Annotated in this window: 24 protein-coding genes; 11 read left to right on the top strand and 13 right to left on the bottom strand. The window is 66.7% G+C overall.

Going from position 1 to position 26,190, the window contains the following annotated elements:
• The first annotated feature begins 31 nt into the window (after positions 1-31).
• Both EPO41_RS07390 and glsA read left to right on the top strand, forming a co-directional pair.
• On the top strand, positions 32-3,022 hold the full coding sequence (locus EPO41_RS07390) for an ATP-binding protein (protein WP_296322609.1): 2,991 nt from the start codon (positions 32-34) through the stop codon (positions 3,020-3,022).
• Between the two features lie 55 nt (positions 3,023-3,077).
• On the top strand, positions 3,078-4,898 hold the full coding sequence (gene glsA / locus EPO41_RS07385; protein ID WP_296322606.1) for a glutaminase A: 1,821 nt from the start codon (positions 3,078-3,080) through the stop codon (positions 4,896-4,898).
• On the opposite strand, the gene EPO41_RS07380 is transcribed toward glsA, so the two are convergent.
• Positions 4,892-5,395, bottom strand: a complete 504-nt coding sequence (locus EPO41_RS07380) for an isoprenylcysteine carboxylmethyltransferase family protein (protein WP_296322709.1) — start codon at positions 5,393-5,395, stop codon at positions 4,892-4,894. The two genes, glsA and EPO41_RS07380, sit on opposite strands and share 7 nt — an antisense overlap.
• 10 nt (positions 5,396-5,405) lie before the next feature.
• Positions 5,406-6,464 carry a type III polyketide synthase gene (locus tag EPO41_RS07375; protein ID WP_296322603.1) on the bottom strand — a complete coding sequence of 353 codons (1,059 nt, stop codon included), beginning with the start codon at positions 6,462-6,464 and terminating at the stop codon, positions 5,406-5,408.
• Positions 6,465-6,708: 244 nt separating this feature from the next.
• Between EPO41_RS07375 and EPO41_RS07370 the strand changes: the two genes are divergently transcribed.
• Positions 6,709-7,344, top strand: coding sequence for a hypothetical protein (locus EPO41_RS07370; RefSeq protein WP_296322600.1), 636 nt, complete (start codon positions 6,709-6,711; stop codon positions 7,342-7,344).
• A 121-nt stretch (positions 7,345-7,465) separates the two neighbouring features.
• Positions 7,466-9,187, top strand: coding sequence for an amidohydrolase family protein (locus EPO41_RS07365; RefSeq protein ID WP_296322597.1), 1,722 nt, complete (start codon positions 7,466-7,468; stop codon positions 9,185-9,187).
• Positions 9,188-9,191: 4 nt separating this feature from the next.
• On the opposite strand, the gene EPO41_RS07360 is transcribed toward EPO41_RS07365, so the two are convergent.
• The gene (locus EPO41_RS07360; RefSeq protein ID WP_296322594.1) at positions 9,192-10,856 is read right to left on the bottom strand and encodes an NAD(P)/FAD-dependent oxidoreductase; all 1,665 of its coding nucleotides are present in this window, start codon (positions 10,854-10,856) and stop codon (positions 9,192-9,194) included.
• Between the two features lie 82 nt (positions 10,857-10,938).
• Complete coding sequence (locus EPO41_RS07355) at positions 10,939-11,622, bottom strand: potassium channel family protein (RefSeq protein ID WP_296322589.1); 684 nt, start codon at positions 11,620-11,622, stop codon at positions 10,939-10,941.
• A 111-nt stretch (positions 11,623-11,733) separates the two neighbouring features.
• Here EPO41_RS07355 and EPO41_RS07350 point away from each other — a divergent pair, with 111 nt between their 5' ends.
• Positions 11,734-11,865, top strand: coding sequence for a hypothetical protein (locus EPO41_RS07350; RefSeq protein ID WP_296322586.1), 132 nt, complete (start codon positions 11,734-11,736; stop codon positions 11,863-11,865).
• A 9-nt stretch (positions 11,866-11,874) separates the two neighbouring features.
• On the opposite strand, the gene EPO41_RS07345 is transcribed toward EPO41_RS07350, so the two are convergent.
• Entirely contained in the window at positions 11,875-12,168 is a 294-nt protein-coding gene (locus tag EPO41_RS07345) for a hypothetical protein (RefSeq protein WP_296322583.1), read from the bottom strand.
• Between the two features lie 40 nt (positions 12,169-12,208).
• Complete coding sequence (locus EPO41_RS07340; RefSeq protein ID WP_296322580.1) at positions 12,209-12,775, bottom strand: hypothetical protein; 567 nt, start codon at positions 12,773-12,775, stop codon at positions 12,209-12,211.
• A 57-nt stretch (positions 12,776-12,832) separates the two neighbouring features.
• Here EPO41_RS07340 and EPO41_RS07335 point away from each other — a divergent pair, with 57 nt between their 5' ends.
• Positions 12,833-13,042: a bacteriocin gene (locus EPO41_RS07335; protein ID WP_295141753.1), complete on the top strand. Its 210-nt coding sequence runs from the start codon at positions 12,833-12,835 to the stop codon at positions 13,040-13,042.
• 15 nt (positions 13,043-13,057) lie between these two features.
• Here EPO41_RS07335 and EPO41_RS07330 read toward each other — a convergent pair whose 3' ends face one another.
• Positions 13,058-13,561 (bottom strand): pyridoxamine 5'-phosphate oxidase family protein, encoded by a 504-nt coding sequence (locus EPO41_RS07330; protein WP_296322577.1) that lies wholly within the window; start codon positions 13,559-13,561, stop codon positions 13,058-13,060.
• Positions 13,562-13,653: 92 nt separating this feature from the next.
• Between EPO41_RS07330 and EPO41_RS07325 the strand changes: the two genes are divergently transcribed.
• Positions 13,654-14,622, top strand: a complete 969-nt coding sequence (locus tag EPO41_RS07325; RefSeq protein WP_296322574.1) for a 2-dehydropantoate 2-reductase — start codon at positions 13,654-13,656, stop codon at positions 14,620-14,622.
• 62 nt (positions 14,623-14,684) lie between these two features.
• Here EPO41_RS07325 and EPO41_RS07320 read toward each other — a convergent pair whose 3' ends face one another.
• Positions 14,685-15,410, bottom strand: coding sequence for an SDR family oxidoreductase (locus EPO41_RS07320; protein ID WP_296322573.1), 726 nt, complete (start codon positions 15,408-15,410; stop codon positions 14,685-14,687).
• A gap of 56 nt (positions 15,411-15,466) precedes the next feature.
• Complete coding sequence (locus tag EPO41_RS07315; protein WP_296322571.1) at positions 15,467-16,369, bottom strand: sterol desaturase family protein; 903 nt, start codon at positions 16,367-16,369, stop codon at positions 15,467-15,469.
• Between the two features lie 84 nt (positions 16,370-16,453).
• Between EPO41_RS07315 and EPO41_RS07310 the strand changes: the two genes are divergently transcribed.
• Positions 16,454-17,104 (top strand): TetR/AcrR family transcriptional regulator, encoded by a 651-nt coding sequence (locus tag EPO41_RS07310; RefSeq protein ID WP_296322568.1) that lies wholly within the window; start codon positions 16,454-16,456, stop codon positions 17,102-17,104.
• On the opposite strand, the gene EPO41_RS07305 is transcribed toward EPO41_RS07310, so the two are convergent.
• Positions 17,062-18,009 carry an SDR family NAD(P)-dependent oxidoreductase gene (locus tag EPO41_RS07305; protein ID WP_296322565.1) on the bottom strand — a complete coding sequence of 316 codons (948 nt, stop codon included), beginning with the start codon at positions 18,007-18,009 and terminating at the stop codon, positions 17,062-17,064. The two genes, EPO41_RS07310 and EPO41_RS07305, sit on opposite strands and share 43 nt — an antisense overlap.
• A gap of 75 nt (positions 18,010-18,084) precedes the next feature.
• Here EPO41_RS07305 and EPO41_RS07300 point away from each other — a divergent pair, with 75 nt between their 5' ends.
• The gene (locus EPO41_RS07300) at positions 18,085-18,705 is read left to right on the top strand and encodes a TetR/AcrR family transcriptional regulator (RefSeq protein ID WP_296322563.1); all 621 of its coding nucleotides are present in this window, start codon (positions 18,085-18,087) and stop codon (positions 18,703-18,705) included.
• On the opposite strand, the gene EPO41_RS07295 is transcribed toward EPO41_RS07300, so the two are convergent.
• Positions 18,680-19,336, bottom strand: a complete 657-nt coding sequence (locus EPO41_RS07295; RefSeq protein ID WP_296322560.1) for an ureidoglycolate lyase — start codon at positions 19,334-19,336, stop codon at positions 18,680-18,682. The two genes, EPO41_RS07300 and EPO41_RS07295, sit on opposite strands and share 26 nt — an antisense overlap.
• A gap of 10 nt (positions 19,337-19,346) precedes the next feature.
• Entirely contained in the window at positions 19,347-20,948 is a 1,602-nt protein-coding gene (locus tag EPO41_RS07290) for a lysine--tRNA ligase (protein WP_296322555.1), read from the bottom strand.
• 70 nt (positions 20,949-21,018) lie between these two features.
• Between EPO41_RS07290 and EPO41_RS07285 the strand changes: the two genes are divergently transcribed.
• Positions 21,019-22,182 (top strand): YbfB/YjiJ family MFS transporter, encoded by a 1,164-nt coding sequence (locus EPO41_RS07285; protein ID WP_296322551.1) that lies wholly within the window; start codon positions 21,019-21,021, stop codon positions 22,180-22,182.
• Here the strand turns inward: EPO41_RS07285 and EPO41_RS07280 are convergent.
• Positions 22,166-23,317 carry a sterol desaturase family protein gene (locus EPO41_RS07280; protein ID WP_296322548.1) on the bottom strand — a complete coding sequence of 384 codons (1,152 nt, stop codon included), beginning with the start codon at positions 23,315-23,317 and terminating at the stop codon, positions 22,166-22,168. The genes EPO41_RS07285 and EPO41_RS07280 overlap by 17 nt on opposite strands.
• A 68-nt stretch (positions 23,318-23,385) precedes the next feature.
• Between EPO41_RS07280 and EPO41_RS07275 the strand changes: the two genes are divergently transcribed.
• A complete protein-coding gene (locus tag EPO41_RS07275) occupies positions 23,386-26,166 on the top strand; it encodes an ATP-dependent DNA helicase (RefSeq protein WP_296322545.1) in 2,781 nt (926 codons plus the stop codon).
• The last annotated feature ends 24 nt before the right edge of the window (positions 26,167-26,190 follow it).

Raw genomic sequence — 26,190 nt, 5'->3', positions numbered from 1 at the left:
CGGGACAGGCGCGAATCGATACTGTCCGTCCATGACTTCGACCGAGCGCGACATGACCTTTCTTGCCGGGGGCGGCGAGATGGGCGCGCTCATGCGGGCACATGACTGGAAGGGCACGCCGCTCGGCAACCCGGCCACATGGCCGCAGTCGCTGCGGACCGCGGTCCGGCTGCTGTTGAACTGCGGCCACCCGATGTACATCTGGTGGGGTCCGGACCTCATCAGTTTTTACAACGACGCCTATCGGCGTTCGATCGGCCCGGAACGCCACCCCTCCTCTCTCGGCCAACCGGGACCGGTCGTGTGGGAGGAGATCTGGCCCATCATCGGACCCCAGATCGAGCAGGTAATGTCGGGCCGAGGCGCCACGTGGCACGAGAACCACCTGGTCCCGATCACGCGCAACGGCCGCCGCGAAGACGTCTACTGGACCTACAGCTACAGCCCTATCGACGAGGCCGACGCCCCGCAGGGCGTGGGCGGGGTACTGGTCGTCTGCAGCGAAACCACCGAGAAGGTACTGACCGAGCAGCGGCTGATGGCCGAGATCGAGCGCCAACGCCGCACGTTCCAGAAGGCGCCCGGCTTCATCGCCGTCCTGAGCGGCCCAGACCACATCTACGAGTACGTGAACGAAGCCTACCTCGCCATCGCTGGCCAGCGCGACTTCCTCGGCCTCAGCGTGCGCGAGGCCCTGCCGGAGCTCGAGGGCCAAGGCTTCTACGAGCTGCTCGACCGGGTCTACCGCACGGGCGAGCGCTTCATCGCCCGGGCCATGCCGATTCGCCTCAGGACCGAGGCCAGCACGCATTTCATCGACTTCGTCTATGAACCGATGCGCGACGAGGCGGGCGAGATCTACGGCATCTTCGTCGGCGGCCACGACGTCACGGCTCACAAGGAAGCCGAGCGTCAGTCTCTGCTGAATGAGGAATCGCTCCGGCTCACGACGGAGGCGGCAGAGATCGGCACTTGGGACGTCGACTTCACAACCGACACGCTGACCTGGTCGCCGCGTACCAAGGCCATGTTTGGCTTCTCGCCCGATGCCGTCTGCACGCTCGACGACTTCTACGCCGGCCTCCATCCCGAGGACCGTGATGCCACCAGCCGGGCGTTCGGCGCCGCCCTCGACCCTGCGCTGCGGGCAACCTACGACGTGCAGTACCGGACGATCGGGCGCGACGACGGCGTGATCCGCTGGATCGCGGCCAAGGGAAAGGGCCTGTTCGACGCGGACGGCAGATGTTTCCGCGCCGTGGGTACCGCCATCGACATCAGCGCGCGCAAGCTCGCCGAGGCGCGACACGCCTTCATGCTCGAACTCAGCGACGCGCTACGCGGCAACGATGCGAACAAGGCATTGGACGACGCCTGCGCCCTGATGGGCCGCTTCTTCGGCGTCAGCCGCGTGGGCTACGGCCATCTCGATCCGGTTGAGGACGTCTTCGACTATTCGGTCTGCTGGACCGACGGCCATGCCCAGCCGCTGCTCGGCCGGGTACCCGCGCGCGCCTTCGGCATTAAGATCGTGACCAAGCTCAGCGCCGGTGAGACCGTCGTGGTGAGCGACCTGCAGACCGATCCATTGAGCGACGAGCCGGAGACGCGTGACACGGCCCGCTCCGTGGATACGCGGGCCATCCTCGTCGTGCCCTTCGTGCGTGCCGGCCGCCTGCGCACCATCGTCTATCTGAACGACCGGCCGATCCGTCAGTGGCAAGCCGACGAGGTCGCCTTCATGGAGGAGGTCGCCGAGCGGACCCGCCAGGTGATCGAGCGCGACGAGGCGGAGGCAGCGCTGCGCGCGCTCAACGCCACGCTCGAAGCGCGGGTCGAAGCGCGGACCGCCGAACTGCGGGCGGCGGAGGAGGCTCTGCGCCAGGCCCAGAAGATGGAGGCGATCGGCCAGCTCACCGGCGGCATCGCCCATGACTTCAACAACCTCCTGCAGGGCATCACTGGCAGCCTCGACCTCGTCCAGCGGCGCATCAGCCAGGGCCGGCTTGGCGACCTCGACCGCTTCATCACGGGCGCCATGACGTCGGCCAATCGGGCCGCCGCCCTCACCCATCGCCTGCTGGCTTTCGCACGCCGGCAGCCCCTCGATCCCCGGCCCGTCCACGTCAATCCTCTGGTTGGCTCGATGGAAGAGCTGCTGCGGCGGACGCTGGGTGAGCGGATTGATCTCGAGTTGAGGCTGGCCGGCGGCCTCTGGTTGACGCGCTGCGACACCAACCAGCTGGAATCCGCCATCCTGAACCTTGCCATCAACGCGCGGGACGCCATGCCCGAGGGCGGGCAACTTGTCATCGAGACCGTCAACCGGGCGGTCGATGAGGTGACGGCCGCTGCGCATGCAGAAAGGGTGTCCGGTGACTATGTACGCGTCTCGGTCGCTGACAGCGGCACCGGCATGGATGCCGAGACGGTCGCCCGTGCTTTCGAGCCGTTCTTCACGACCAAGCCGATCGGCCAGGGAACCGGCCTTGGCCTGTCCATGATCTATGGCTTTGCGCGCCAGTCAGAAGGCCATGTCGAGATAGAGAGTGAGCCCGGCCGGGGCACGATCGTCCATCTCTGCCTGCCCCGCTTCGAGGGGGAAGCCAGCGACGAGGCTGCCCCGGATGCGACCAGGGCCGTGCCAGCCGAAACCGGCGAGACCGTCCTGGTCATCGAGGACGAGCCGGTGGTCCGCGGCTTGGTCGTCGAAGTGCTGGCCGATCTCGGCTACCGCGCCATTGAGGCGGCCGACGGCCCTCAGGGCCTGGAGATCGTGCAGTCGCCGCAGCGCATCGACCTGCTGATCACCGATGTCGGGTTGCCCGGGCTGAACGGCCGGCAGGTCGCGGACGCAGCCCGCGCCCTTCGCCCCGATCTCAGGGTGTTGTTCATGACGGGTTACGCCGAGAACGCTGTGCTCGCCGCCGGCTCGCTCGAGCCCGGCATGACGCTCATCACCAAACCCTTCACTATGGAAGCGGTTGCCACGCGGGTGCGCGAAATCATCGAGGCGCCATAGCCCGCAGCGACGAGAAACCGGCAATTCGCTTCCAATGAACAGAATGGATAAACCGATGTCGTCCACCGAACTCCCCCTGGCGCGATTCCTGGCGCACTGCCATGCGGACTTCTCCAAGGACGATAGCGGAGAGGTCGCCTCGTACATTCCCGAGCTGGCACTTGCCGATCCCCAGCATTTCGGCATTGCCGCGACGACGGTCGACGGATTCGTCTACGAAGTCGGCGACAGCACGGTCGAGTTCACCATCCAGTCGATTTCGAAAGCGTTCGTCTTCGCGCTCGCCCTCGAAGCGGTCGGCGCCGACAGGGTCGAGGCGATCGTAGGTGTCGAGCCGAGCGGCGACGCGTTCAACTCCATCCGCCTGCGCTCGGACAACCGGCCCTTTAACCCGATGGTCAACGCGGGCGCAATCGCCTGCGTCGGGCTGATCTGCGAAAGCGACGCCGACGGCGCCTTCGAGCGCGTGCGAACCACGCTGGGTCGCTTTGCCGGACGCCGGCTCGAGGTGGACGAACCCACGTTCCGGTCGGAGCGCGAAAGCGGCGACCGCAACCGGGCGATCGCCTACCTGCTGCGCAATCACGGCGTCCTGCTGGGTGACGTGGACAAGGTGCTCGACGTCTATTTCCGCCAATGCGCGCTTCGCGTCTCCGCGCGGGACCTGTCCGTCATGGCGGCGACGCTCGCGAACAAGGGCCGCAATCCGCTGACCGGCGAGCAGGTCGCATCGTCCTATGCGGTGGCCCGCACGCTCTCCGTCATGACCAGCTCGGGCATGTACGATTCGGCCGGTGGCTGGGTCTACCGCGTCGGCATTCCCGCCAAAAGCGGCGTCGGCGGCGGCATCGTCGCCGCCCTTCCCTCGCAGCTCGGCCTCGGCACCTATTCGCCGCGCATCGACGATCAGGGAAACAGCATCCGTGGCCTGCGCACCTGCGAGGCGCTGTCCACGCATTTCGGCCTGCATATGCTCAACCGGGTCGGCGACGCGCAGACCTGCATTGCCGCCGGCTACAATGTCGGTAGCGTCTCGTCGCGCCGCAGCCGGCCGGCGCGCGAGCAGGCCATCCTCGAAGCACATCACCTGGAGTGTGCCATCCTCGAGCTCACCGGCGCCTTGAGCTTCGCCAACGTCGAGTATGTATCGCGGCGCATCAGCAGCCTTCGCCGGGACCTGAACTACCTGATCCTCGACTTCCGGCGCGTGCCCTCCGTCAGCGATGCGGCGCTGCGGTTGCTTGCCGATATCTTCGACGACCTCGCATCCGGACGCGTCGAGATGGTATTCAGCGGAATCCCCAAGGGAACTCCCGCCGAACAAGCTCTTCGCAGCTGGCTGGCCGACCGGCCAAGCGTGCACGTCATCGGGCTGCTGGACGAAGCCATCGAGTGGGCCGAGGACCGCATCATCCAGAGCCAGGACGGGGATCTCTATCGCGGCCAGTCGGTCGACATTGCCGAGCAGGAGTTGCTGGCTGGACTGGACGCGGCCGAACTGGCTGTCCTCGCCAGCTCTATGGTCCGGCGCGAGTATCGAATTGGCGAGCGCCTGATTTCCGCCGGAGATCCGGCGTCGTCGGTGATGTTCGTGGAGAGCGGGGTCGTCAGCGTCCGCCTGCACAGCGGCGTCCGGCTTGCCACCTTGTCCGCCGGCATGGCGGTGGGCGAGATGGCGCTGCTGGAGACAAATCGGTCGGCCGATGTCTGGGCGGACACGCATGTCGCCTGCCTCGAATTGTCTCTCGACGCCTTCAATGGCTTCCGCAACCGGTACCCGCATGCCGGCGAGAAGATCATGGCCAGCCTTGCCCGCCTGCTTGCCAAGCGCCTGATCGTCGCCAATCACAAGATCGAGGTACTGGCGTCCTATTGAGACCCGAGCGCCGCCGATTCGGCCCGAATCCGGATCCACATCGCCACCGCATTGAGCAGCGTAAAGGCAAGGCCGTACCATGCCAGCCCGAAGACGAGCGGCAGGACGAGGAACTCGCCCGCCACCACCCAGTAGTTCGGATGGGAGAGGAAGCGGTAGGGACCGCGCTGCACCAGTGGCGCATCCGGCAGAATGATGATGCGCGTCGTCCAGCGCTCTCCCAGCGACACGATCACCCAGACGCGAGCCAGCTGCAGGACGACGAAGACCGTGATCCAGAGCAGGTTGATGCCCTGCTCCGCCGGCGAGCGATACACCGCGAGATACCACAGGCCCAGCAGCCATGCGGCATGCAGCGCCACGATCAGAGGATAGTGCGCCGCGCCCGCCTCGTGCGCGCCCCGCGCCAGCAGGCGACGGGTGTTGCGACGTGCCAGCACGAGCTCACCCAGTCGCTGCGCCGTAACGAGCGCAAGGATGAGAACCGCCCAGTCGATCACGGCAGGCTCAGGCGGCTCGCGCCAGGGACAGGCAGCTACAGGTGAAGCCCGGCCCCAGCGCCGTCAGCACCGTGCGCCGCGGCAGGCCGGCTTCCATCAGGCGCTCCAGCACGAACAGCACCGTCGGCGCCGACATGTTGCCATACCGGCGCAGCACCTCGCGTTCGTGATCGAGCACACCCTGGTCGAGACGCAGCGTCGTCTCCAGTGCCGTGATCACCTTGGCGCCGCCTGGATGACAGGCGAAGCGATCGACCGAGCCGCGCGCCACACCGATGCGAGACAGGATGGTCTCGACCGCTGGCCCGACTTCCTGCTCGGCGAAGGGCGGGATCGAGCGATCGAAGATGACGCCGAGGCCGGTCGGATCAACCTTCCAGCCCATGATGTCGAGCGTGTCGGGCCAGAGATGCTCGCCGGCCCCTTCGATCCGGGCGACGCCTTCCCCACCCGAGCCGGCGCGCACGACGCAGGCCGCCGCGCCGTCGCCGAACAAGGCGGTCGCCACCATATTGGCGGGCGTGAGCTGGTCCATTCGGAAGGCCGAAGTGCAGATCTCGATGGCGACCAGCAACACCGTCGCGCCGGGCCGGGCCGCCGCCAGACGGCTGGCAACGGCCAGGCCCGAGACACCCCCGGCACAGCCGAGACCGAACACCGGCACGCGTTCGACGTCGGAGCGAAAGCCCATGCGCCCGGCAACGCGTGCCTCGAGGCTCGGCGTCGCAATGCCGGTCGAGGAGATGGTGACGATCGTGTCGACATCGGAGGCTGGTATCCCCGCGGCTGCGAGCGCCCGCGTCGCGGCCCCGACGAACAGTTCCTGCGCGCCTTCGAGATAGGCCGCGTTGCGCTCCGGCCACCCCAGGGAAGACAGGTACCAGTCGAGCGGCCTCACCGTATAGCGCGCCTCGATGCCGGCCGTGGTGAAGACCGGTGCCATTCGCTCGAAGGCGGCATAGCGACCGGCGAAGATTCCACGTGCGGCTTCGGCCGCCTCGGACTGCAGGAGGCGGTGCGGCGGCAAGGCGTGAGCAACGGACAGAAGGGCGATTGATGGGGACAAGCGGTGATTCCTTCTTCGACCGCCATAACCACCCCTGACTGTCGCAGGTTCAAGTCACGTTTTCCTGACGATCTTTTTGTGCACGAATAGCGAAAGATTATTCGCGTCCAGCTAGGCGCAGAAGTGCTGCAAATGGAGTTGCCGGGAAAAACTTTCGTCGGCATAACGCGCGGGTCTGTTCGGGGGCGAACCAGCACGCACGCGCCGGAGCCGAACATCCTGCGCGACGAGAAGGGGGAGTTTTATGCAAGCTGATCGTCGTTCGACCCTGAAGCTGCTTGGAGGCGCCGCGCTGACGGCAGCCGCGCTGCCCGCCCTGCCGTTCTCCGCCGCCGCACAGGAAGATCTGTTCGTTTCGTCGGCCTACCAGAACTTCAAGCGCGGCACGATCCACAGCCTGGACGAGAAGACGCGCGGCTTCGTCATCGTCTGGCAGGATCTCGGCCGGGTGAAGATGAAGGCGGCCGACCTGGTCACCAACTACGGGGCACTCCGCGTCGGCCAGATCGTCGACGTGCAGTGGTACGACTATGTCGATTTCCTGATCGCGCCGACCACGCCCGCCGTGACGGCGCGCGCCAAGGCGATGATGGCCCAGGGCGCCCGCATCGAGGGCATCCCCGGCGCGCGCGAGCGCATCCGCCTCTGGTCGATGGCCGGCATGTGCACCAAGGTCGACCTCGCGACCAACACGGTGTTCCTGATCAACGCCTCCGGTGGCGAGCCCGACAAGCCCTCGCCCGACAGCGGCGAAGTCATCCAGATGCCGCAGATCGTGAGCGAAGCGGGCAAGGCCGCGCTGAAGACGATCAAGCCGGGCACGCTGATCACCACGGTGTACAGCGTTCAGACCGCGCTCCAGGTCACGATCATCCGCTGAACGTTTCTGCATATCTAACGGCAGCGCCGGGACCGCGAGGTTCCGGCGTTTTCGTGTCGGCGTTTCACTTACCGCGACCGGAATGCTAGGCAATCGGGAGCAACTCTTGCGGGAGGACGCCATGGCCGCCTCATACGATCTGATCGTACGCAACGGAACGGTGATCGACGGGACCGGAGCCGAACCGCGCGAAGCGGACGTCGCAATCCAGGATGGCAGGATCGCCGGGGTTGGCCGCATCGCCGGCAGCGGCCGTGAGGAGATCGATGCAAGGGGCTTGGCCGTGACGCCGGGCTTCGTCGACATTCATACCCACTACGACGGCCAGGTGACCTGGGATGACCGCTTCTCGCCCTCCTCCGGTCATGGCGTGACGACGGTGCTGATGGGCAACTGCGGAGTTGGCTTTGCGCCCTGTCGCCCGCAGGACCGCGACACACTGATGAACGTGATGGAAGGCGTCGAGGACATTCCCGAGCTGGTGATGCGCGAGGGCGTGCCGTGGAACTGGCAGAGCTTTCCCGACTATCTCGACGCGCTGTCGAAGCGCCATTGCGACATCGACTTCGCCACGCAGGTGCCGCATGCGCCGCTGCGCGTCTTCGTGATGGGCCGGCGCGGCGTCGACCGTGAACCCGCCAACGCGTCGGACATGGTCGAGATGTCGAAGCTCGTCGAGGAAGGGCTGAATGCCGGCGCGCTAGGCTTCTCGACCTCGCGCTCGCTGTTCCACCGCACGCCCGATGGTGCGCTCACGCCCACCATCACCGCCGGCGAAGAGGAGCTGGCCGCGATCGCGCGTGGCATGCGGCGCGCCGGCAAGGGCGTGATCCAGCTCCTCGACGATTTCGCGGACACCACCGCCGAGGGCGCCACCGAGTTCGCGATGCTGCGCCGGCTGGTCGAACTGTCCGGCCGGCCGCTCTCCTTCACGCTGCTCGATCTTTCGCTCTACCCCGGACGCTGGCAGACCTTGCTGCGCGAGATCGAATGGGCCCATCGCGACGGGCTGCCGATCCGCGGCCAGGTCGCGGCGCGGCCCGTCGCCGTGCTCTACGGGCTGGAACTCTCGTTCCATCCTTTCTCGACCTGCCCGAGCTATTGTGAGATCGAAGCCTTGCCGCTGGAGGCCAAGCTCGCCCGGCTGCGCGATCCGGCCATGAAGGCAAAGCTGCTCGCGGAACAGCCGACCTACCGCAATCCGCAGATGCTGGCCTTCATGCGCAGCGTCGCCAACATGTTCGTGCTGGGCGATCCGCCCGACTACACGCCGCCGGCCGACCAGCGGCTCGATGCCCGCGCAGCCGGGCTCGGCATCACGCCGCTCGAACTGGCCTACGACCTGCTGGTGAGTGGCGACGGACGCACCATCCTGTTCCATCCCGGCGCCAACTACACGGACTGTTCCGACGCCAACATGGCCAGCATGCTGCGCCACGAGCATACGGTGATGGCGCTGGGCGACGGTGGCGCGCATTACGGGCTGATCTGCGACGCGAGCTACACGACGCACGCCCTCACCTATTGGACGCGCGACCGCAAGGGCGAGCGCTGGTCCCTGCCTTGGGCGATCCAACAGCTCACCGACGTGCCAGCGCGCACGGTCGGCCTCGGCGATCGCGGACGATTGCAGGCAGGGCACAAAGCCGACCTCAACGTGATCGACCTCGACCGGCTAAAGGTGTCGGCGCCGCGTCCGGTGCACAACCTGCCGGGCGGCGGCCGCCGCCTGGAACAGAAGGCCGAGGGCTATCGCGCCACGATCGTGAGCGGCGAGGTGACCTATCGCGACGGTGAATTCACCGGCGCGCGACCGGGCCGGCTCGTGCGCGGCGCTCGCTGAGGCGTCAGCGCAGCGCGAATCCCTCATACCCGTTCGCCGCGATCTCTTCGCACTTCTGGCGATATTTCGGCGCGCCGCCGGCATAGGCCATGAAGGTGCGCTTGAGGCGGCCGGGGACGTTCTTGTTCACGCCGGTCATCCAGGAATCGACCTTGGTGAGCAGCAGGCGCGATCCCGTGTCGTAGACATGGGCGGTCCAGGCCGCCTCGGCCTCCGAGGTCGCCTCGATACGGGTGAGGCCCTTGTCGCGCATGTAGCCCAGCAGGTCGGACACGAACTCGACATTCTGCTCGATACAGCGCGGCAGGTTGCAGAAGGTGGCCGCATTGTGAGGGCCGACCAGGGTCAGCATGTTGGGAAAACCTGCGACGTTCAGGCCGAGATAGGTGTGCGGCCCGTCGGCCCACTTGTCGCGCAGCTTCTCGCCGTTGCGACCCTGGAAGTCGATGCGGTCGAAGGCGCCGGTGATGGCGTCGAACCCGGTCGCGTAGATGATCATGTCGAAGTCGTAGTCGACGCCACCGACCCTCAGACCGGTCTCGGTGATGCGCTCGATCGGCGTCTCGCGGATGTCGACCAGCTTCACGTTCGGCTGGTTGTAGACCTCGAAGTAGCCGCTCTCCAGCGGGACGCGGCGCGTGCCGTAGCCGTGATTGGTCGGGATCAGCTTGTCGGCGATCTTCGGATCCTTCACGCGGGCGCGGATCTTCCTGACCACGAATTCCGTCAGCGCGTCGTTGGCAGCCTGATCCATCAGCACGTCGCGGAAATTGCCCTGCCAGAAGGCGAATCCTGGCGTGTTGTAGAGCTTCTCGAAGAAGGCCTCACGCTCTTCCGGCGTCACGTCGGTCGAATGGCGCGGATCGGCGGTGTGGACGAAGCAGCCCCAGTTCTCCCGGCACTGCGCGAAGATCCGGTCGTAGCGCGAGCGGATATCGGCCATGGTCTCCGGTTCGATCCGGCTGTTGCGCAGCGGCGTGCACCAGTTGGGCGTGCGCTGGAACACGGTGAGCTCGCCCACCGTCTTGGCAATCTCGGTGATCGCCTGCACGCCCGAGGCGCCGGTGCCGATCACGGCGACTTTCTTGCCCGCGAAGCTGACCGGGTGATGCGGCCACAGGCCGGTGTGCCAGGACTCGCCCCTGAAATCCTCGATGCCGGGAATGGTCGGCATGGTGGGCGACGACAACGGCCCGATCGCCGTGACGAGGAAGCGGGCGCGGGCGCGGCCACCCGCTTCGAAGGTCACCTCCCACTCGTTGCCCGCCTCGTCCCAGTGTGCGGCCTTCACCCTCGCATTGAAGGTGATATCGCGGCGCAGGTCGAACTTGTCGGCGATGAATTCGCAGTAACGCAGGTTCTCGGGCTGACCGGAGAAATGCTCCTTCCAGTCCCATTCCGCGAGCACCTCGGGCGAGAAGGAGAAGCCGTAGGTCCAGCTCTCGGAATCGAAGCGCGCGCCAGGATAGCGGTTCCAGTACCAGGTGCCGCCGACACCGCCCCCCGCCTCGTAGACCCGCGCCTTGAAGCCCATCTGGCGCAGCTTCAGGAGCTGGTACATGCCCGAAAGGCCGGCACCGATCACGATGACGTCCCAGTGTTCGAGAATGCCGGGCTCGGCAATGTTGCCGGTCTCGCTTGTCCGTGTCGCTTCAGCCGCGATAGCCATTGGCGTTCCTCATCTGATTTTACGGAACAGTATAGCGCGGCCGGAGGCCTTTCGACGATGCGCAGTGCGAGATTGGAGGTCGCTAGCGCAAGGGCTTCGGCGAGCCGTACAGGTTGGCGAGCCGCGCGATCAGGAAGGCGACATACATGACGCCCAGCACCTGCTCGATCACGATCAGCGACCGCGCCATCGGCGTCGCCGGCGTGATCTCGCCGAAGCCGGTGGAGGTGAGCACGGTGAAGGAGAAGTACATCAGGTCCGACCAGTTGAGCTTGCCGTCCGGACCATGCGCGATCGTGGCCGTGAAGGCGTCGGGCTCGAAGACCTGCAGGAAGCCGAACAGGCTGGCAAAGGACAACGCGATCAGGATGTAGGCCGCCACGGCCCCGAACACCTTGTCGGTTGTGATGGGTCGGCGGTCGAGCACGTAACGCAACAACGCAATGGTGATGGCGCCGACGAAGATCGCCGTTGCCCCCAGCGCGATCGGACGCAGCCCGCTGTAGCCCATGCGGTCGGCGATCAGGGTATCGACGGTGATAAAGCCGAACACCCCCAGCCCCCAGAGAACGGGCCGTTCGAGCCGCAGCGCCCAGACTGCCAGGACGAGCACCACGAAGAGCGCCACGCCCAACATCGAGCCGCCGATCGCCGAGCCGGCAAGCAGCGGGGTGAGCAGAATTAAAAAGCACAGGACACCCACGAGGGCACTGCAGCGATTGCGCCGTACATAGGCGATGCGGCGCAGCATACGGTGTCTTGTCATCTTACATAGGGCTCCCGCCCCGGCTGTCCCCAATGTCCGGCAGACAGACTGCAAAACGCGGCAACCAAAGGCAAATGGCCGGCGTTAGTATGCCAGATGGAGGTATTCGTCATGTTCCGCAGGGTTTTGGCGTCCCTCGGTCTTCTGGTTCTGATCCTGACCGCGTGTGACCAGCAGGTTCTGATCGCCGGTCCGTCTCCGGATCCGGGTCACTATGAGGTCGTGGGGCTGGTGGCCGAATGACGGCAGGGACTAGCCCCGCCAGAGCGTCCATAGGATGCCGGCCACCAGTCCCAGTGCCGTGAATCCGATAAACAGCAGCAAGGCGGTTCTGGCCCGCGTAAAATGATGACGCCCCCGCGCCGTGGTCTCATGCGGCTGGAGGCGCATCCCGAACTCATATTTCTTTGAGATCTGCCCGGCTGCATGGGCTTTGCCGTGCACGCTGAGGAACTGCAGGAAGTGCCAAAGCGCGCCCAGCGCCGCGAACATGCCCAGAAGCCAGAACGGCGCGAAGAGCATCCAGATTTCAACGTCGGTACCCAAGAGATCTCCCTGTTGCTGCCCTTCTCTTAGGCCGGATCGGCTAGCGGGCAAACCACGGATTGAAGGGGAAGCGCTGCCAGCGCCGGTCGTCGAACAGCACCAGGAAAAGCTGCGCGAACATCTGGCCGAGCCTCGGATCGTCCGGCCCGGTCGCTTGGGTCCACGCCGTCGTCTGGGACAGAGCGAGATCGTTGCGGCAATAGACCCCGAACACATAGACCCGGCCGGGTGTGGGCGGCTTCAGGAAATACTGTCCGGCACAGACGCGCGCCGCCGTTAGATCGTTGGCGGGATCGAAGACCAGCACCAGACGGTAGTTCGGCCGCAGCTCCTCGGCCGGCGACTGGTAGGTGAAGGTAAGTGCCGGCCTCGGCTTGTTGGCCTGCATCACCGGCAGGAGCCGCTGCTTCACCAACTCCACCGGCCATTGCGGAAAGGGATTTCCCGCCACGATCACCTGGAAGAGGCGGCCGTCGGTCGCCGCCCAGAACTCGGAGAAGTCGTATTCCGGGGCGTAGTCGAAGCCTCCCACTGTCTGTGCCCGGAGCGGCGCTGCGAGGCCGAGGCATGCCAAGGTCACCAGGAGGACACACCGCAGACGGGCCATTTATGGAAACCTTGTCAGATCGAAAGGCATTTTCGTGCACGCAACGGAGTTGACCACATGATGAAGGTCGTCGGCATTTCCCTTCTGGCTCTCACCCTCGCCGCCTGCGGCGACACATGGGGTCAGCGGGCCGTGACGGGCGGCGGCATCGGCGCGGGGACCGGTGCGCTGATCGGCGCCCTCACGCCGATCGGGCTGCTGCCGGGCGCATTGGTGGGTGGTGCCGTGGGTGCCGGCGTCGGCGCGGCAACGACGCCACGCCGCTGACGGCCTCCGCCCGCGTCAGCGCATGCGGACGCGGCGATGTTTGGCCAGGTCGGCCGGCTCCTCGCCGGTCAGCGCGGCCTTGGCAAGCTTGAAGATCTGGACGGCCTTGTTGGCCTTCACATCCCAATATTCCGCTTCGGCGGCGAGGACTGCGACCAGGGCCAGATCGGGGTCCTCGACACCGCCGGGGAACCAGGCATTGGCCGCCATAGTCCATAACTCCTGCTTCTTCACAGGGTCCTCGACGATGCGGGCCATGCCGCTCACCGATACGTACATGTCGGCATTGGGATCAGCGTAGGCCACATTCACGTCGTGTGATACTGCGAGGTCGGCCGCTGGCTGGCCCGAACGCGACATGAAGAACCAGATGACCCCCCCACGATCTGCGTCACCGTTCTGGGTGGTCAACGGGCGCGAATGGAGACGTCCGTCGGCGCCGCGCACGGTCAGCATGCCGAACCGGATGTCCTTGATCATGTCCCAGAGCTTGCTGGTATCGACGGTCTGCGCAGTCATGCAGGCGCCTCCTTTCTCTTCAGGATTCGCGACACAACGACCGCAGGGGACGCCAGTTCCACAGCGACCATGAAGCCTCTAGGCTGGGCACCATGAAGATCTGCCTCTACGGCGCCGGCTCGATCGGCGGGATCATCGGCGCCCACCTCGCACGCGTGAAAGGCGTCGAGGTGAGCCTGATTGCACGCGGCGCCCATCTCGACGCCATCCGGCGCAACGGCCTGCGCCTGATCTCCCCGCACGACGATTTCACGGTCAGGGTGAATGCGACCGACGATCCGGCCCAACTCGGCCCACAGGATGTCGTGTTCATCACCCTGAAGACGCACCAGTACCTTTCGGTTCTCGACAAGGTCGTGCCGCTGTTGGGTCCGCAGACGGCACTGATCCCGCCGACCACCGGCGCACCCTACTGGTTCTTTCACAAGCTGCCTGGCCCGTTCGAGGGCAGCCGCCTGAAGCGCATGGACCCGGGCGGCAAGCAATGGTCGATGTTCGGGCCCGAGCGTGCGCTGGGCTGCGCCTACTGGGCGGGCGGCGTCGTGCCCGAACCCGGGGTGGCGCATCTCGAGAACGAGGTCTGCTACCTGCCGCTGGGCGAACCCGACGGCTCGAACTCGCCGCGCGTCATCGCGCTGAGCGCGGCAATGAACGAGGCGGGGCTCAAGGCGCCGGTCAAGCACGACATCCGCGCCGAAATCTGGACCAAGATGATCAACAGCCTGACCTGGAATCCGATCGCGGTCCTGACTCTGGCCGACAATGGCGGGATCGGGCGCAGCGCCGGTGCCGTCGAGATCGCGCGGCGCATGATGACCGAGGCCGAGGCCGTCGCCGCCAGGTTTGGCGCGACCATGGCGACGCCGATGGAAAAGCGCATCGAATTCACGGTCGGCCTGGGCGACCACAAGATGTCGATGCTGACCGACCTTCAGTCCGGCAAACCGCTCGAGATCGACGCGCTCGCCGATTCGATCGCCGACCTCAGCGAACTCGCGGGCGTCGCGACACCGACCAACGACATGATGCTGGCACTGCTGAAGCTGCGGGCGGCTTCATAGCAGCGCGCAACTCTGGTTGCGCTCATGATCTTGAAGCGCCACCGGAGTGGCGCGCTCCATTGCTACCAGCTTTCCTTCCACGGCCTCAGATCCATCTCGAAGGTCCAGGCGCTGCGCCGCTGGCGGTGGAGCTGCCAGTAGGTTTCAGCGATGTCGTCGGGATCGAGGATCGCATCGGGGCCGGCATTGTAGCGGTCGGGGAAGTTGGCCTTGATCCATTCGGTGTCGATCGCGCCGTCGACGATGACGTGCGCGACATGGATATTCTGCGGTCCCAGCTCGCGCGCCATCGACTGCGCCAGCGCCCGCACCGCATGCTTGCCGCCGGCGAAAGCCGAAAAGCCGCGGCCACCGCGGATCGAGGCGGTGGCTCCGGTGAAGAGCATTGTGCCGCGGCCCCGCGGCACCATTGCCTTGGCCGCCTCGCGCGCCGTCAGGAAGCCGGCGAAGGCGGTCATCTCCCAGACCTTGCGATAGACGCGGGAGGTCGTGTCACGAATATCGAAGCGCACGTTGCCGCCGATGTTGAAGACGAAGACCTCGATCTCGCCGATCTCGGTCTCGATCTGCCGGAACAGCGCCTCGACCTGCGGCTCGTCGCGGGCGTCGGAGCCGAAGGGATGGACCCTGCCGCCCTCCTCGACGATGCGCGCCACCAGCGACTGAAGCTTGTCGGCGTTACGGCGCGTAACGACGGCGGTATAGCCCTCACGCGCGAAGCGGCGGGCGATCGCACCGCCCGTCGCATCGCCCGCGCCGATCACGACGCAGACTTTGTCCCTCGCCATGGCGTTTCTCCTTTGCTGCCCAATCTGTCGACGGGGATTGCGCAGCTCAAGGGAGATTAAGTCATGGCCTCCTGAGTTTGCAGCACGTGAGCCTTGCGTAGCTCAGCCGCCGTAAGGCCTTTTCCGTCGGCGCGCCAACCCGGAGGACCGAACAGGTACATCCAGACTTCCCGGGCCGAGCGCGCCGAGGCGAGGTCCTTCACGAGCCCCATCCACGGGCCGAAGTTCAGCACCAGCGGATTGCGCGACGACACCTGCGGCGAGACCAGGCCAAAGTCGCACCTCACCTCGTCGCGCTCGGCGACATAGGTACCGAATAGCCGGTCGAACACGATCAGGACGCCGCCGAAGTTGGCATCGAGATATTCCGGATTGCGCGCGTGATGGACGCGATGCGCGGACGGCGTGTTGAGCACGTATTCCAGCCAACCCAGCTTCGGGATCCAGTCGGCATGGATCCAGAACTGGTAGAGCAGGTTCAGGAACAGCGCCGTCAGCACGGTCTGCGGCGTGAAGCCCAACAGAACCAACGGCACGAAGAAGAGCGACGTGCCGGTGAAGCGGCCGATCCAGCCCAGCCGGTAGGCCATGGCGAAGTTGAACTCGTTGGGCGAGTGGTGAACCGAGTGCGAACTCCAGAACCAGCGCACGGTGTGGCTGGCGCGGTGGAACCAGTAATAGAAGAATTCCAAGCCGATGAAGAGCAGCAGCACCGACCACACGCTGTCGAGCGACTGGGTGAACAGCCGGTGCTCGTACATCCAGTCGAGCCAGGGCGCGGCAAGCGTGTAGGGGATGAAGGCCAGCAGGCGGCGGCCGGCAAGGTCAGCCAGGGAGCAGGCCCACGATTTCCAGTCGTAGGCCTCGGCCCGCGTCCGTGCCTGCCAGATGCCTTCGACCAAGGCCGCAACGAGCACGAGCGGCAGGATGACGAGGTAGAGAATGGCGAGGGACTGCACGAAGGCCTCCGTGTGACTTGTCGCCGTCGAATATATGAGTGATGCTCATGTTCAGTTACTCGCCTTCCCGCACCCGGTGCCGCCATGGCCGCTCGTCGCCAAGTCGCTGAAAACAAACGGAGATCGCCGCGGCAGGCGCGCGCGGCGCAAACCGTCGCATCGATCGTCGAGGCGGCGGCTCAGATTCTGGAAAGAGGTGGCTTGGCCGCCTTCACCACCAACGCCGTGGCCGAGCGGGCCGGCGTCAGCATCGGCACGCTCTATCAGTATTTTTCCGACAAGAACGCGCTGCTGATGGCGCTGGCCCGTAAGGAGATGGACACCGCCCTCGGCGAGGTCGGGCGGGCGCTGCGGGGCGAGGGCGATCCCTCGGTCGAAGGACGCGTGCGCGCCATGGTGCGGGCGATCGTCCATGCCTTCCGCGGCCGGCAGCGCGCTCGCAAGGCCGTCGTGCAGGCGCTTCTGGCGCAGGGAGCCGGCATCGAGCTGATCGCGCCCGTCGCGGCTTTCATCGCCCGCGCGAACGAGACCGTCGGGCGCGGGCCGAACCCGCTGGTCGCTCCCCTCACCCGCGAACAGGCCTTCGTCGTATCGCGCGCCCTCATGGGTGTCGTCCGCGCCGCGGTGCTGGAGGAGCAACCCTTCCTCGCAAACCGCGCCTTCGAGGACGAGATCGTGCGGATGATCGTCGCCTATCTCGGGGCCGTCTCTACTGCTGCAGCTCCCCAGCCCTGAGAAATCGCGCCCGCAAAGGCAGCGACTTCGTCCTGCCAGTCACGGCGCTTTGAATCGGCCGAGCTTTCCGTCCTGCGGCCGGAGAAATCGAGATGCACACCGGTCTCCTGCGGGAACAAGCGGCCCGTAAGTAGCCGCGCGTAGGTCGCGGCCGACCGGCGCGGCGTGCTGGCGCCGGGAATCGTCCGGGCCACCACCGGCAGGATCGTCGACCAGGCCCAACGCTCGAAGGCGGAGCGGGTGCGTGCCAGCCCAGTGCCCGGCATCAGACCGGGGTCGTAGGCGAACCAGCGCGGACCATCCGCGGGCGTACGGCGTGCAAGGGCGTAGACATGCAGAATGGCCACCAGTTTGGACGTGGCATAGCGATCCATGCCCTGCTGCTTGGCCGGCACGCTCGCATCGAGGTCGCCGTACGCCACCCGCTCGATTCCGGGATATATGCCGCCCCGGAAACCGAACCGGCGGGCCCCGGGGTCAGCGGGATCATGCGTTCCGCTTGCCGTAAAAGCGATCGGTGCACGGCGCTCGAGGCACGGCAACAGCCGCTCGACCAGCATCGCGTGCGCCAACCAGTTCGCCTGCAGTGTCTCTTCGTAGCCGTCTTTCGTCATGTGCCGGGTGCGCACGTTCTGGCCACCGGCATTGGCGGCGATCGAGGCGAGACGGCCGCCTGAGAGATGCTTCGTCACCGCGTCGGCAAACGCGACCGTCGATGCGAGCGAGGAGAGATCGAGCGGCAGGATAAGCAGGCGCTCTTCACCCGCGACATGGCGCAATGCCTGCGCCTCCGCAGGCCGGCGGGCACCGGCGATGACACGCGTCGCGGGTTCCGCGAGCAGGAGGCGCACAAGTTCGAGGCCGAGCCCCGACGTGGCTCCGGTGACGAGATGGATGGCGGTCATTTCTTTGACTCCGGCTGAGGTCCATTGAAAATGGAAACCGGGTTGCTAACCGTCCATTCGCATCGGAGGCATGCCATGCCGACCGCCCTGAAACCGCGCAAGAAGCCTCTCCAGGCCCGCTCCACTGTGACGGTGGACGCCATCGTCGAGGCGACCATTCGCATTCTGCGACGGGACGGATGGGCTGCCTGTACGACGACCCGCATCTCGACACTGGCCGGCGTCTCGGTCGGTTCCCTCTACCAGTACTTCCCCAACCGCAACGCGATCGCCGTCGAGATCGTCCGCCAGCGCACCCGCATCTATCTGGCCGCCGTCATCGCCGCCGACCTGTCAGCGGCTGCGACGCCGGAAGAGGCCGTCGACGCCGCGATTGCGGCCTTCGTCGTCGAGAAGCGCAAGGGTCTCGACGTCTCGCTCGCCCTTCGCGACGCATTGCCCGAAGTACAGGGCCGCCAGGCGATCATCGAGGAAGGGCGAAGGTTCGTTCCCGCCCTCCAGGCCAAGCTCGCTGCGGCCGGCGCAGGGACCGCCGACACAAGGCAGCTTGCCGTGGCGCTCGCCGCGGTGGAAGGAGCCGTCTGGGAGATGTTGGCCCAAGACGAGGCCGCGATCGAACGCCCGGAAGCGATCGCCGCCCTGTCGCGGGTCTTCCGCGCGGCCGCGGGCTTCAGCCCTGCGGCAGCGGCACGTTGAGCAGAACGCCGAACTCGCGCGCGAGGTCGCAGCTCACGCGCGCATGCACCTTGCCCTGCTTGTCGAAGAAGCGCCCGGTCTCGTTCACCGGGAAGACGCCCTCGTGCCAGATGCCGGGGTGGATGTAGATCCCGACGCTGCCGTCGGACCAGAAGGCCTTGAAGGACTCGGGCTGGAGATCGTCGCCCGGCAGCGCGGCCGGCACGACGAACGGCTTGCCGTCGAGCGGCCAGAAGAGCTGGCCGCCATCCGGGTGATAGTTGCAGTGCCACAGGAGCACGCGCCCCTTGCTCAGCTTCACGCCGGGTCGCACCGTCTCTGGCAGGTCGCGGAAGCCGATGACATAGTGGCCGCCGACCGCCTCGTTGCGGCCGATCAGCTCGTTGCCGCGCCACTCGCACGTGAAGATGCCCTCGGCCGTGCCGCCCTCGATGCCGGTGCCGGCATCGAGCTTGCGCGAGCCGGTGAGCGGCCAGGGTACGATCTCGATCTTCTGCTTCTTGGGATCGCGCACGACCTCGCCATAGCCCTTGATGGTCTCGCGGTTGGCGCGGACCAGGGGAACGTCGAGCAGGCGCAGGCCGGCCGGCACGTCGGGATTGAGATAGTCGAAGACGACGCCGTCATGCATGTCGCTGGTCCTACGCTGCTTTGCTCAGATCCTCGCCGGCCAGCGCGCGTTCGATCAGCTTCACGACGTTGTCGCGACCGTAGAGCTTGATGAAGGCGCCCATGCGCGGCCCCTGCTCGCTGCCGAGCAGCACCTCGTAAAGGGTCTTGAACCACTGCCGCAGCTCTTCCTTGGCGAAGTGGCGCTTGCCGGCCTCATAGACCTCGTCCTGGATGACCTCGGCCGTCGCATCCTCGGGGCACTTGCGCAGCGTCTCCAGCAGATCCTGCAGCGCCGGACGTTCGCGGTCGGTGGGCAGGCGGAACTTCTTCGAGGACTTCACGAAGTCCTGGTAGTAGGCGACCGCGCCGGCCAGCAGTCGGTCGAGATAGGGCGCGTTCTCGGGCGTGGCGCCCGGCACGTAGCGGCGCAAATACTGCCAGAGGACATCCTTGTCCTCGGTGTTGGCGACGCCGGCGAGATTCAGCAGCATGCCGAAAGTGACCCCGGCCGCGGAGTTGGCAGGCGCCGTGCCGTCATGGATGTGCCACGCGGGGTTCTCCAGCGCCCGCGCCGGCTCTTCCTTCGGCAGCTTCTCGACCAGCGAGAGATAGTCGTCGATGGCGCGCGGAATCACGTCGAAATGGAGACGCTTCGCGCGCCGCGGCTGCTGGTGCATGTAGAGCGCCAGCGATTCGGGGGAGGCATAGCGCAGCCACTCCTCGACCGACAGGCCGTTGCCCTTGGACTTGGAGATCTTCTTGCCTTCCTCGTCGAGGAAGAGCTCGTAATTGAAGCCCTCCGGCGGCTTGCCGCCCAGGATGCGCACGATCTTCGCCGAGAGTTCGGCCGAGGGGATCAGGTCCTTGCCGTACATCTCGTAGTCGACGTCGAGGGCGAACCAGCGGCCAGCCCAGTCGGCCTTCCACTGCAGCTTGACGTTGCCGCCGGTGACCGGCGTTTCGACCATCGAGCCGTCCTCGTCGCGATAGACGATGGTGCCGGCATCGGCGTCGGTCTTGATCACCGGCACCTGCAGCACGCGGCCCGTCTTGGGCGAGATCGGCAGGAAGATCGAGTAGGTGGCGCGGCGCTCCTCACCGAGCGTCGGCAGCATGACCGCCTGCACTTCGTCGTAGTGGCGCAGCATGGCGAGCAGCATCGCGTCGAAGCGTCCGGACTTGTACCAGTCGGTCGCCGACTGGAACTCGTACTCGAAGCCGAATGAATCCAGGAAGGCGCGCAGCCGGGCGTTGTTCGCCGCACCGAAGCTCGGATGTTCGTTGCTGAACGGATCGGGCACCGAGGTCAGCGGCTTGCCGAGATGGCCCGCCAGCATCTCCTTGTTCGGCACGTTGTCCGGCACCTTGCGCAGGCCGTCCATGTCGTCGGAGAAACAGAACAGACGCGCCGGCACGTCGGACAGGCGGCGGAAGGCCTGCCGCACCATCGTCGTGCGCACGACCTCGCCAAACGTGCCGATATGGGGCAGGCCCGACGGGCCGTAGCCGGTCTCGAACAGCACATAGCCTTTCGCCGGCGCTTTGCCGCCGATGCGGGCGACGAGCTTGCGGGCTTCTTCAAACGGCCACGCGCGCGCGGCCTCGGCAAGGGTGCGATCAATCTGTGACATGGATTGGCCAAACTAGGTGCGGGGGCCATTTGCGTCAATTGCAGGGACAGCCCAAAGTGCCGCGTCCGCAATGAACAAACGTGCACTCTGGCTCAGTTTCGGCGGGCTGCTTGCGATGGCGGCCGGGATCGGTATCGGCCGCTTCGTCTACACGCCGATCCTGCCGCCGATGGTCGAAGCCGTGCCACTCACCAAGGCGCAAGCCGGCCTGATCGCGTCGGCAAATTTTGTGGGATACTTCGCCGGCGCCTTGCTGGCGGCCATTCGCCTGCCGGGCTCGCGCCGCGTCTGGCTGCTGGCTTCGCTCGCGGTCACTGCGATTTGCCTTCTGGGGATGGGTCTGACGACGGTGATGCCCGCCTTCATCGGCCTGCGCCTGATCGCCGGCGCGGCGAGCGCCTTCGCGCTCATCTTCAGCTCGGCCCTCGTCATCGACCGGCTGAGCGCAACAGGACAAGGCGCGCTCTCCGCCATCCATTTCGCAGGTGTAGGCGTCGGCATCGCCGTCTCGGCGCTCATCGTGGCGGTGCTGCTCAGGGCCGGCGCTGCTTGGCCGACACTTTGGTTCGCGAGTGCTGCCATCGCCGCCGCCGCCAGCCTCGCCGTTGGCTGGCTGGTGTCCCCCGACGAGGCGCCCGCGCAGGCCGCGCAGACGGCAGTCGGCGTGCGCCTGTCGGCGGATTTCGCGGCCTTGCTCCTCTCCTACGGCCTGTTCGGCTTCGGCTATGTCATCACCGCGACCTTCATCGTCGACATGGTGCGCGGCTCGCCGACGCTCGCACACCTGGAGCCTTACATCTGGGTCCTGTTCGGCCTCAGCGCCGTACCTTCGGTCGCCGTCTGGACGGGGCTGGGACGGCGCTGGGGCGTCCTGCCGATCTATGCCGTGGCCTGCGCGGTCGAGGCAATCGGCGTCGCGACCAGTGCGCTGTGGCTCCATCCGGCCAGCATCGTGATTTCGGCGGTGTTCGTCGGTGGCACCTTCATGGGCCTGACCGCACTCGGCCTCGTCGCCACGCGCTCGGGCAGCGGCGATCCACGCGGCCGCATCGCGCTGATGACGGCGTCGTTCAGCTTCGGCCAGATCCTGGGCCCCGCCTTCGCGGGCTACGTCTACGACGCGTCAGGCAGCCTCGCGACGCCGTTGCTGGTCGCCGTCGCCACCCTGGTCCTGGCGGCCGCCCTGTCGCTGGTGGCCGAGGCCAGGCGACGGGCCGTCAGCCCTTCCACGTGAAGGGAAAGAGCTGCTGGCGCACGAAGCCGTTGGGCATGTAGTCGCCCAGCACGCCGTACTTGCCGGGGAAGCGCCGATCTGACTTCACCGCGGTGCCGAAAATGTAGTCGATGAAGGCGAAGTGGGCGGCGTAGTTGCGGTCGATCGCCTCGCGCTCGGAACTGTGATGCCAGTGATGGAAGTCGGGCGTCACGATCAGCCACTTGAGCGGCGCCTTGCCGAAGATCGCGGGCAACCGGACATTGGCGTGGTTGAACACCGCCTGGAAGCCCACGATCACGATATAGACGTCGGTGACGGCCTGGCTGAAGCCCAGCACGTAGAGCACGCCCAGGATCGACACGCGCGTCGTGAGAAGCTCGAACAGGTGGAGCCGCGAGCCCGCCATCCAGTCCATGTACTCGGCGCTGTGATGCACGGCGTGGAAGCGCCACAAGAACGGAATCTCGTGATAGGCACGGTGCGTCCAGTACTGCACCAGGTCGGCCACCAGCAACACGAGGAAGAGCGCGGCGAAGAACGGCAACCCGCCCACCCATTTCTGCAAGGGCGGCCAGACCAGCCAGCCGAACAGGCTATGAATGGCGAAGTTCACGATCAGCAACGCCAGGCCCACCAGGAGGTGGTTCACGATGAAATGCGTGAAGTCCGTCTGCCAGCCCGGCCGGAATACCGGCTGGTCGCGATGGAGAGGCACCAGCTTCTCGATCAGGATGAAGATCATGCTCGAGCCCAGCAGGTCGAGGATGAACCAGTCGAGCCCGACATAGGGCGTGTTGTCGGGAAAGTCGGCGACAGGGACCCGGTGGCCGCCCATCGCGGCGGCCAACGCGATCAGGGCGAGCGCCGTCGCATTCAGCCAGCGATTGCGGCGCTGGACCAGATTGGCGATCGCCATGCCGCCCGCGATCACCATGCCGACCAGCAACACCTGCCGCAGCAGGCCCACGTCGTATTTCTTGCGCAGGTCCGGCGTCGTCAAATACTCGGGGAAATGAAAGGCCAGCACCGCCAGCACGGCAAGGCCGCCCAAGGTGAGTGCAATAATGCCGGTGATCTTGCCCCTGCCCACTGGCAGGGCGCCGGACTGGTGGAAGACGGCGGTGGTCTTCCTGACGACGGGCGGTGCTTTCATGGCGCGTGATTTTAGGCGCAACCGACAGTCGCTGCATCGGCCATTTGGCCTGTGCTATTCACCCGCCGGTGACCATTCCGGCGATTTCCTCCTGGCCAGCCCTGGTTGCGACCGCCCGCGGCGCGCTGTGGCGGGCGCCCGGCGGAACGCTGGAGCGTCTCTCGGGCGCCAATGCAGGCTCGCGGGCCGCCGGCAACCCGCCGCTGGTCTGCCACGCTCCCGCGGTAGCGGCGCGGCTCGGCCTTGAGGAGATCCCGGCACACGACCTGCTGGAACTCTTCGCCTTCGTGCGGCCGGCGCGCTTCTGCCTGCCGACGGTGCGCGGCCTGTGCGAGGCGCTCGACCTGCCGGTACCGGCGACGCCGGAAGAAGAGATTGCCGCCCTGCCCAGGATCGCCCGGTCGTTGCTCGACGAGCTCGACGACATGGCAGCGCTCGCCTCGTCGGAGATGAAGGACACGGCGCTTGCCATGGCGCGTGGGCACTGGAGCTGGGGCGATGCCGTGCTGGCGGCCCTCGGCATCGACCAGGGGGGCAAGAAAGCGCGCCCGGGCGCGGGCCTCGACATCTGGAAGAGCCTGCCGGTCTGGGAAGAGCCCCCACCGGCGCCGCCGCCGGGCAGCCAGCCCGTCGAACCGCGCGAAGCGCGGCTGCGGCTGGCCCATCTCGTTTCCGCCGGCGCCAACCTGGCCGAGGCGCGGCCGACGCAGAGCGACTATGCCTCCGCCGCCAGCGCGGCCTTCGCGCCGCGCGAGGAAGAAGGCAAACCGCATGTCGTTCTGGTCGAGGCCGGCACCGGCGTCGGCAAGACCCTGGGCTATGTCGCGCCGGCCAGCCTGTGGGCCGAGAAGAACGGCGCGCCGGTCTGGATCTCGACCTACACGCGCAACCTGCAGCGCCAGATCGACAACGAACTCGACCGGCTGCATCGCGACTCTGCCGAGAAGCGCCGCCGCGTCGTCATCCGCAAGGGCCGCGAGAACTATCTCTGCCTGCTGAACTTCCAGGAGGCGGCGATGCGCACCGGCCTGGTGCCGGAGAATGCGGTCGGCCTCGGCCTGCTGGCGCGCTGGGCGCTTGCCAGCCGCGACGGCGACATGATCGGCGGCGACCTGCCGGCCTGGCTGCTCGACCTGGTGGGTCGCAGCCGCGTGCAGCGGCTCGCCGACCGGCGCGGCGAGTGCATCTACTCGGCGTGCGAACATTACCGGAAGTGCTACGTCGAACGCACGATCCGCCGCGCGCGGCAGGCCGACATCGTCATCGCCAACCATGCGCTGGTGATGATCCAGGCGGCGATGGGCGGGCTCGACGACGGTACGCGACCGCTGCGCTACGTGTTCGACGAGGGCCACCACCTGTTCGATGCCGCCGACGGCGCGTTCGGCGCGCATCTGAGCGGCATCGAGGCCTCGGACCTGCGCCGCTGGCTGCTAGGCGCCGAGGGACGACGCGGCAGCCGCGCGCGCGGACTGGAACGCCGACTGAGCGATCTCCTCGGCGAAGACGTCGAGGCGCAGAATGCCTTGCGCCGCCTGCTCGATCTTGCGCAACAGCTTCCTTCCCCCAACTGGCAGACGCGCCTGGCCGACGGTACGGTTCTGGGCCCTACCGAGGAGTTCCTGGCACTTGTGCGCCAGCAGGTGCGTGCGCGATCGGCCGGCGACGACCAGGGATTTGGCCAGGAATGCGACGTGCGCCCGCTCAATCCCGGCCTGATCGAAGCGGCCGACCAGCTTGCCGAGGCGCTGGAGAAGATGCTGCAGCCGGTGCGTCGGCTGCGCCAGGCGCTGCGCGCCAAGCTCGAAGGCGAGGCCGACAAGCTCGACTCCGGCCAGCGCGCCCGCATCGAAGGCGTGGCGCGGTCGCTCACCAACCGCTGCGAACTGACGCTGGAATCCTGGCGCGCCATGCTGCGCGGCATGCACAACGATCCCGACCCCGCCTTCGTCGACTGGTTCGCGGTCGAAAGGGTGCAGGGCCGTGAATACGACGTCGGCATGTATCGCCACTATCTCGATCCGGCCGAGCCGTTCGTGAACGCGGTGATCCGGCCGGCGCACGGCGCGGTGATCACCTCGGCCACCCTGCGCGACTCGCTCGGCATCCCGCAGGCCGCCAACGACGAGGACGTCGCCGCCCAGGCCGACTGGAAGGTCGCCGAGGCGCGCACCGGCACCCGGCACCTCGCGGCACCGGCCATGCGCGCGGCCATGGCTTCGCCATTCAACTACGCGAACGCGACCAAGGTGCTGATCGTGAAGGACGTGAAGCGCGACGATGCCGAACAGGTCGCCGCTGCCTATCGCGAACTGTTCCTCGCGGCGGGCGGCGGCGCGCTGGGCCTCTTCACCGCGATCGGCCGGCTGCGCGCCGTGCACCAGCGCATCGCGCCCGTGCTCGAGGAAGCGGGCCTGCCGCTCTATGCCCAGCATGTCGGCGGCATGGATGCCGCGACCCTGGTCGACATCTTCCGCGCCGAGGAGCATTCCTGCCTGCTCGGCACCGACGCCGTGCGCGACGGCGTCGATGTGCCGGGACGCTCGCTGCGGCTGATCGTGTTCGACCGCGTACCCTGGCCGCGCCCCGACATTCTCCACCGCGCGCGCAAGGCGCACTGGAAGGCAGCCGGTGCGGGCGCCAACGGCTACGACGACATGCTGGCGCGGTTGCGACTGAAGCAGGCCTACGGACGATTGATCCGTCGGGCCGACGATCGCGGTGTCTTCGTGATGCTGGATTCGCGGTTACCCAGTCGTTTGCTCAGCGCCTTCCCGCAGGGGGTGACCGTCGAGCGCATCGGGCTGGCCGATGCGGTGGCCGAAACGAGGCGGTTTCTGGATAGTTGAGATCGCTGCAACGATCGCTCTGAC

It is taken from the genome of Reyranella sp. (assembly GCF_004297265.1).
Taxonomy (GTDB): Bacteria; Pseudomonadota; Alphaproteobacteria; order Reyranellales; family Reyranellaceae; genus Reyranella.
The sequence above is the reverse complement of the archived record's forward strand: the minus strand, read 5'-3'. Positions and strand labels throughout refer to the sequence as shown.

Coding starts and splice junctions, on each gene's coding strand:
- EPO41_RS07355 (WP_296322589.1), bottom strand. CDS start 11,622: ATGACAAGACACCGTATGCTGCGCCGCATCGCCTATGTACGGCGCAAT.
- EPO41_RS07280 (WP_296322548.1), bottom strand. CDS start 23,317: ATGAAAGCACCGCCCGTCGTCAGGAAGACCACCGCCGTCTTCCACCAG.
- EPO41_RS07335 (WP_295141753.1), top strand. CDS start 12,833: ATGATGAAGGTCGTCGGCATTTCCCTTCTGGCTCTCACCCTCGCCGCC.
- EPO41_RS07340 (WP_296322580.1), bottom strand. CDS start 12,775: ATGGCCCGTCTGCGGTGTGTCCTCCTGGTGACCTTGGCATGCCTCGGC.
- EPO41_RS07365 (WP_296322597.1), top strand. CDS start 7,466: ATGGCCGCCTCATACGATCTGATCGTACGCAACGGAACGGTGATCGAC.
- EPO41_RS07310 (WP_296322568.1), top strand. CDS start 16,454: ATGGCCGCTCGTCGCCAAGTCGCTGAAAACAAACGGAGATCGCCGCGG.
- EPO41_RS07305 (WP_296322565.1), bottom strand. CDS start 18,009: ATGACCGCCATCCATCTCGTCACCGGAGCCACGTCGGGGCTCGGCCTC.
- glsA (WP_296322606.1), top strand. CDS start 3,078: ATGTCGTCCACCGAACTCCCCCTGGCGCGATTCCTGGCGCACTGCCAT.
- EPO41_RS07295 (WP_296322560.1), bottom strand. CDS start 19,336: ATGCATGACGGCGTCGTCTTCGACTATCTCAATCCCGACGTGCCGGCC.
- EPO41_RS07285 (WP_296322551.1), top strand. CDS start 21,019: ATGAACAAACGTGCACTCTGGCTCAGTTTCGGCGGGCTGCTTGCGATG.
- EPO41_RS07325 (WP_296322574.1), top strand. CDS start 13,654: ATGAAGATCTGCCTCTACGGCGCCGGCTCGATCGGCGGGATCATCGGC.
- EPO41_RS07290 (WP_296322555.1), bottom strand. CDS start 20,948: ATGTCACAGATTGATCGCACCCTTGCCGAGGCCGCGCGCGCGTGGCCG.
- EPO41_RS07360 (WP_296322594.1), bottom strand. CDS start 10,856: ATGGCTATCGCGGCTGAAGCGACACGGACAAGCGAGACCGGCAACATT.
- EPO41_RS07390 (WP_296322609.1), top strand. CDS start 32: ATGACTTCGACCGAGCGCGACATGACCTTTCTTGCCGGGGGCGGCGAG.
- EPO41_RS07330 (WP_296322577.1), bottom strand. CDS start 13,561: ATGACTGCGCAGACCGTCGATACCAGCAAGCTCTGGGACATGATCAAG.
- EPO41_RS07370 (WP_296322600.1), top strand. CDS start 6,709: ATGCAAGCTGATCGTCGTTCGACCCTGAAGCTGCTTGGAGGCGCCGCG.
- EPO41_RS07300 (WP_296322563.1), top strand. CDS start 18,085: ATGCCGACCGCCCTGAAACCGCGCAAGAAGCCTCTCCAGGCCCGCTCC.
- EPO41_RS07320 (WP_296322573.1), bottom strand. CDS start 15,410: ATGGCGAGGGACAAAGTCTGCGTCGTGATCGGCGCGGGCGATGCGACG.
- EPO41_RS07350 (WP_296322586.1), top strand. CDS start 11,734: ATGTTCCGCAGGGTTTTGGCGTCCCTCGGTCTTCTGGTTCTGATCCTG.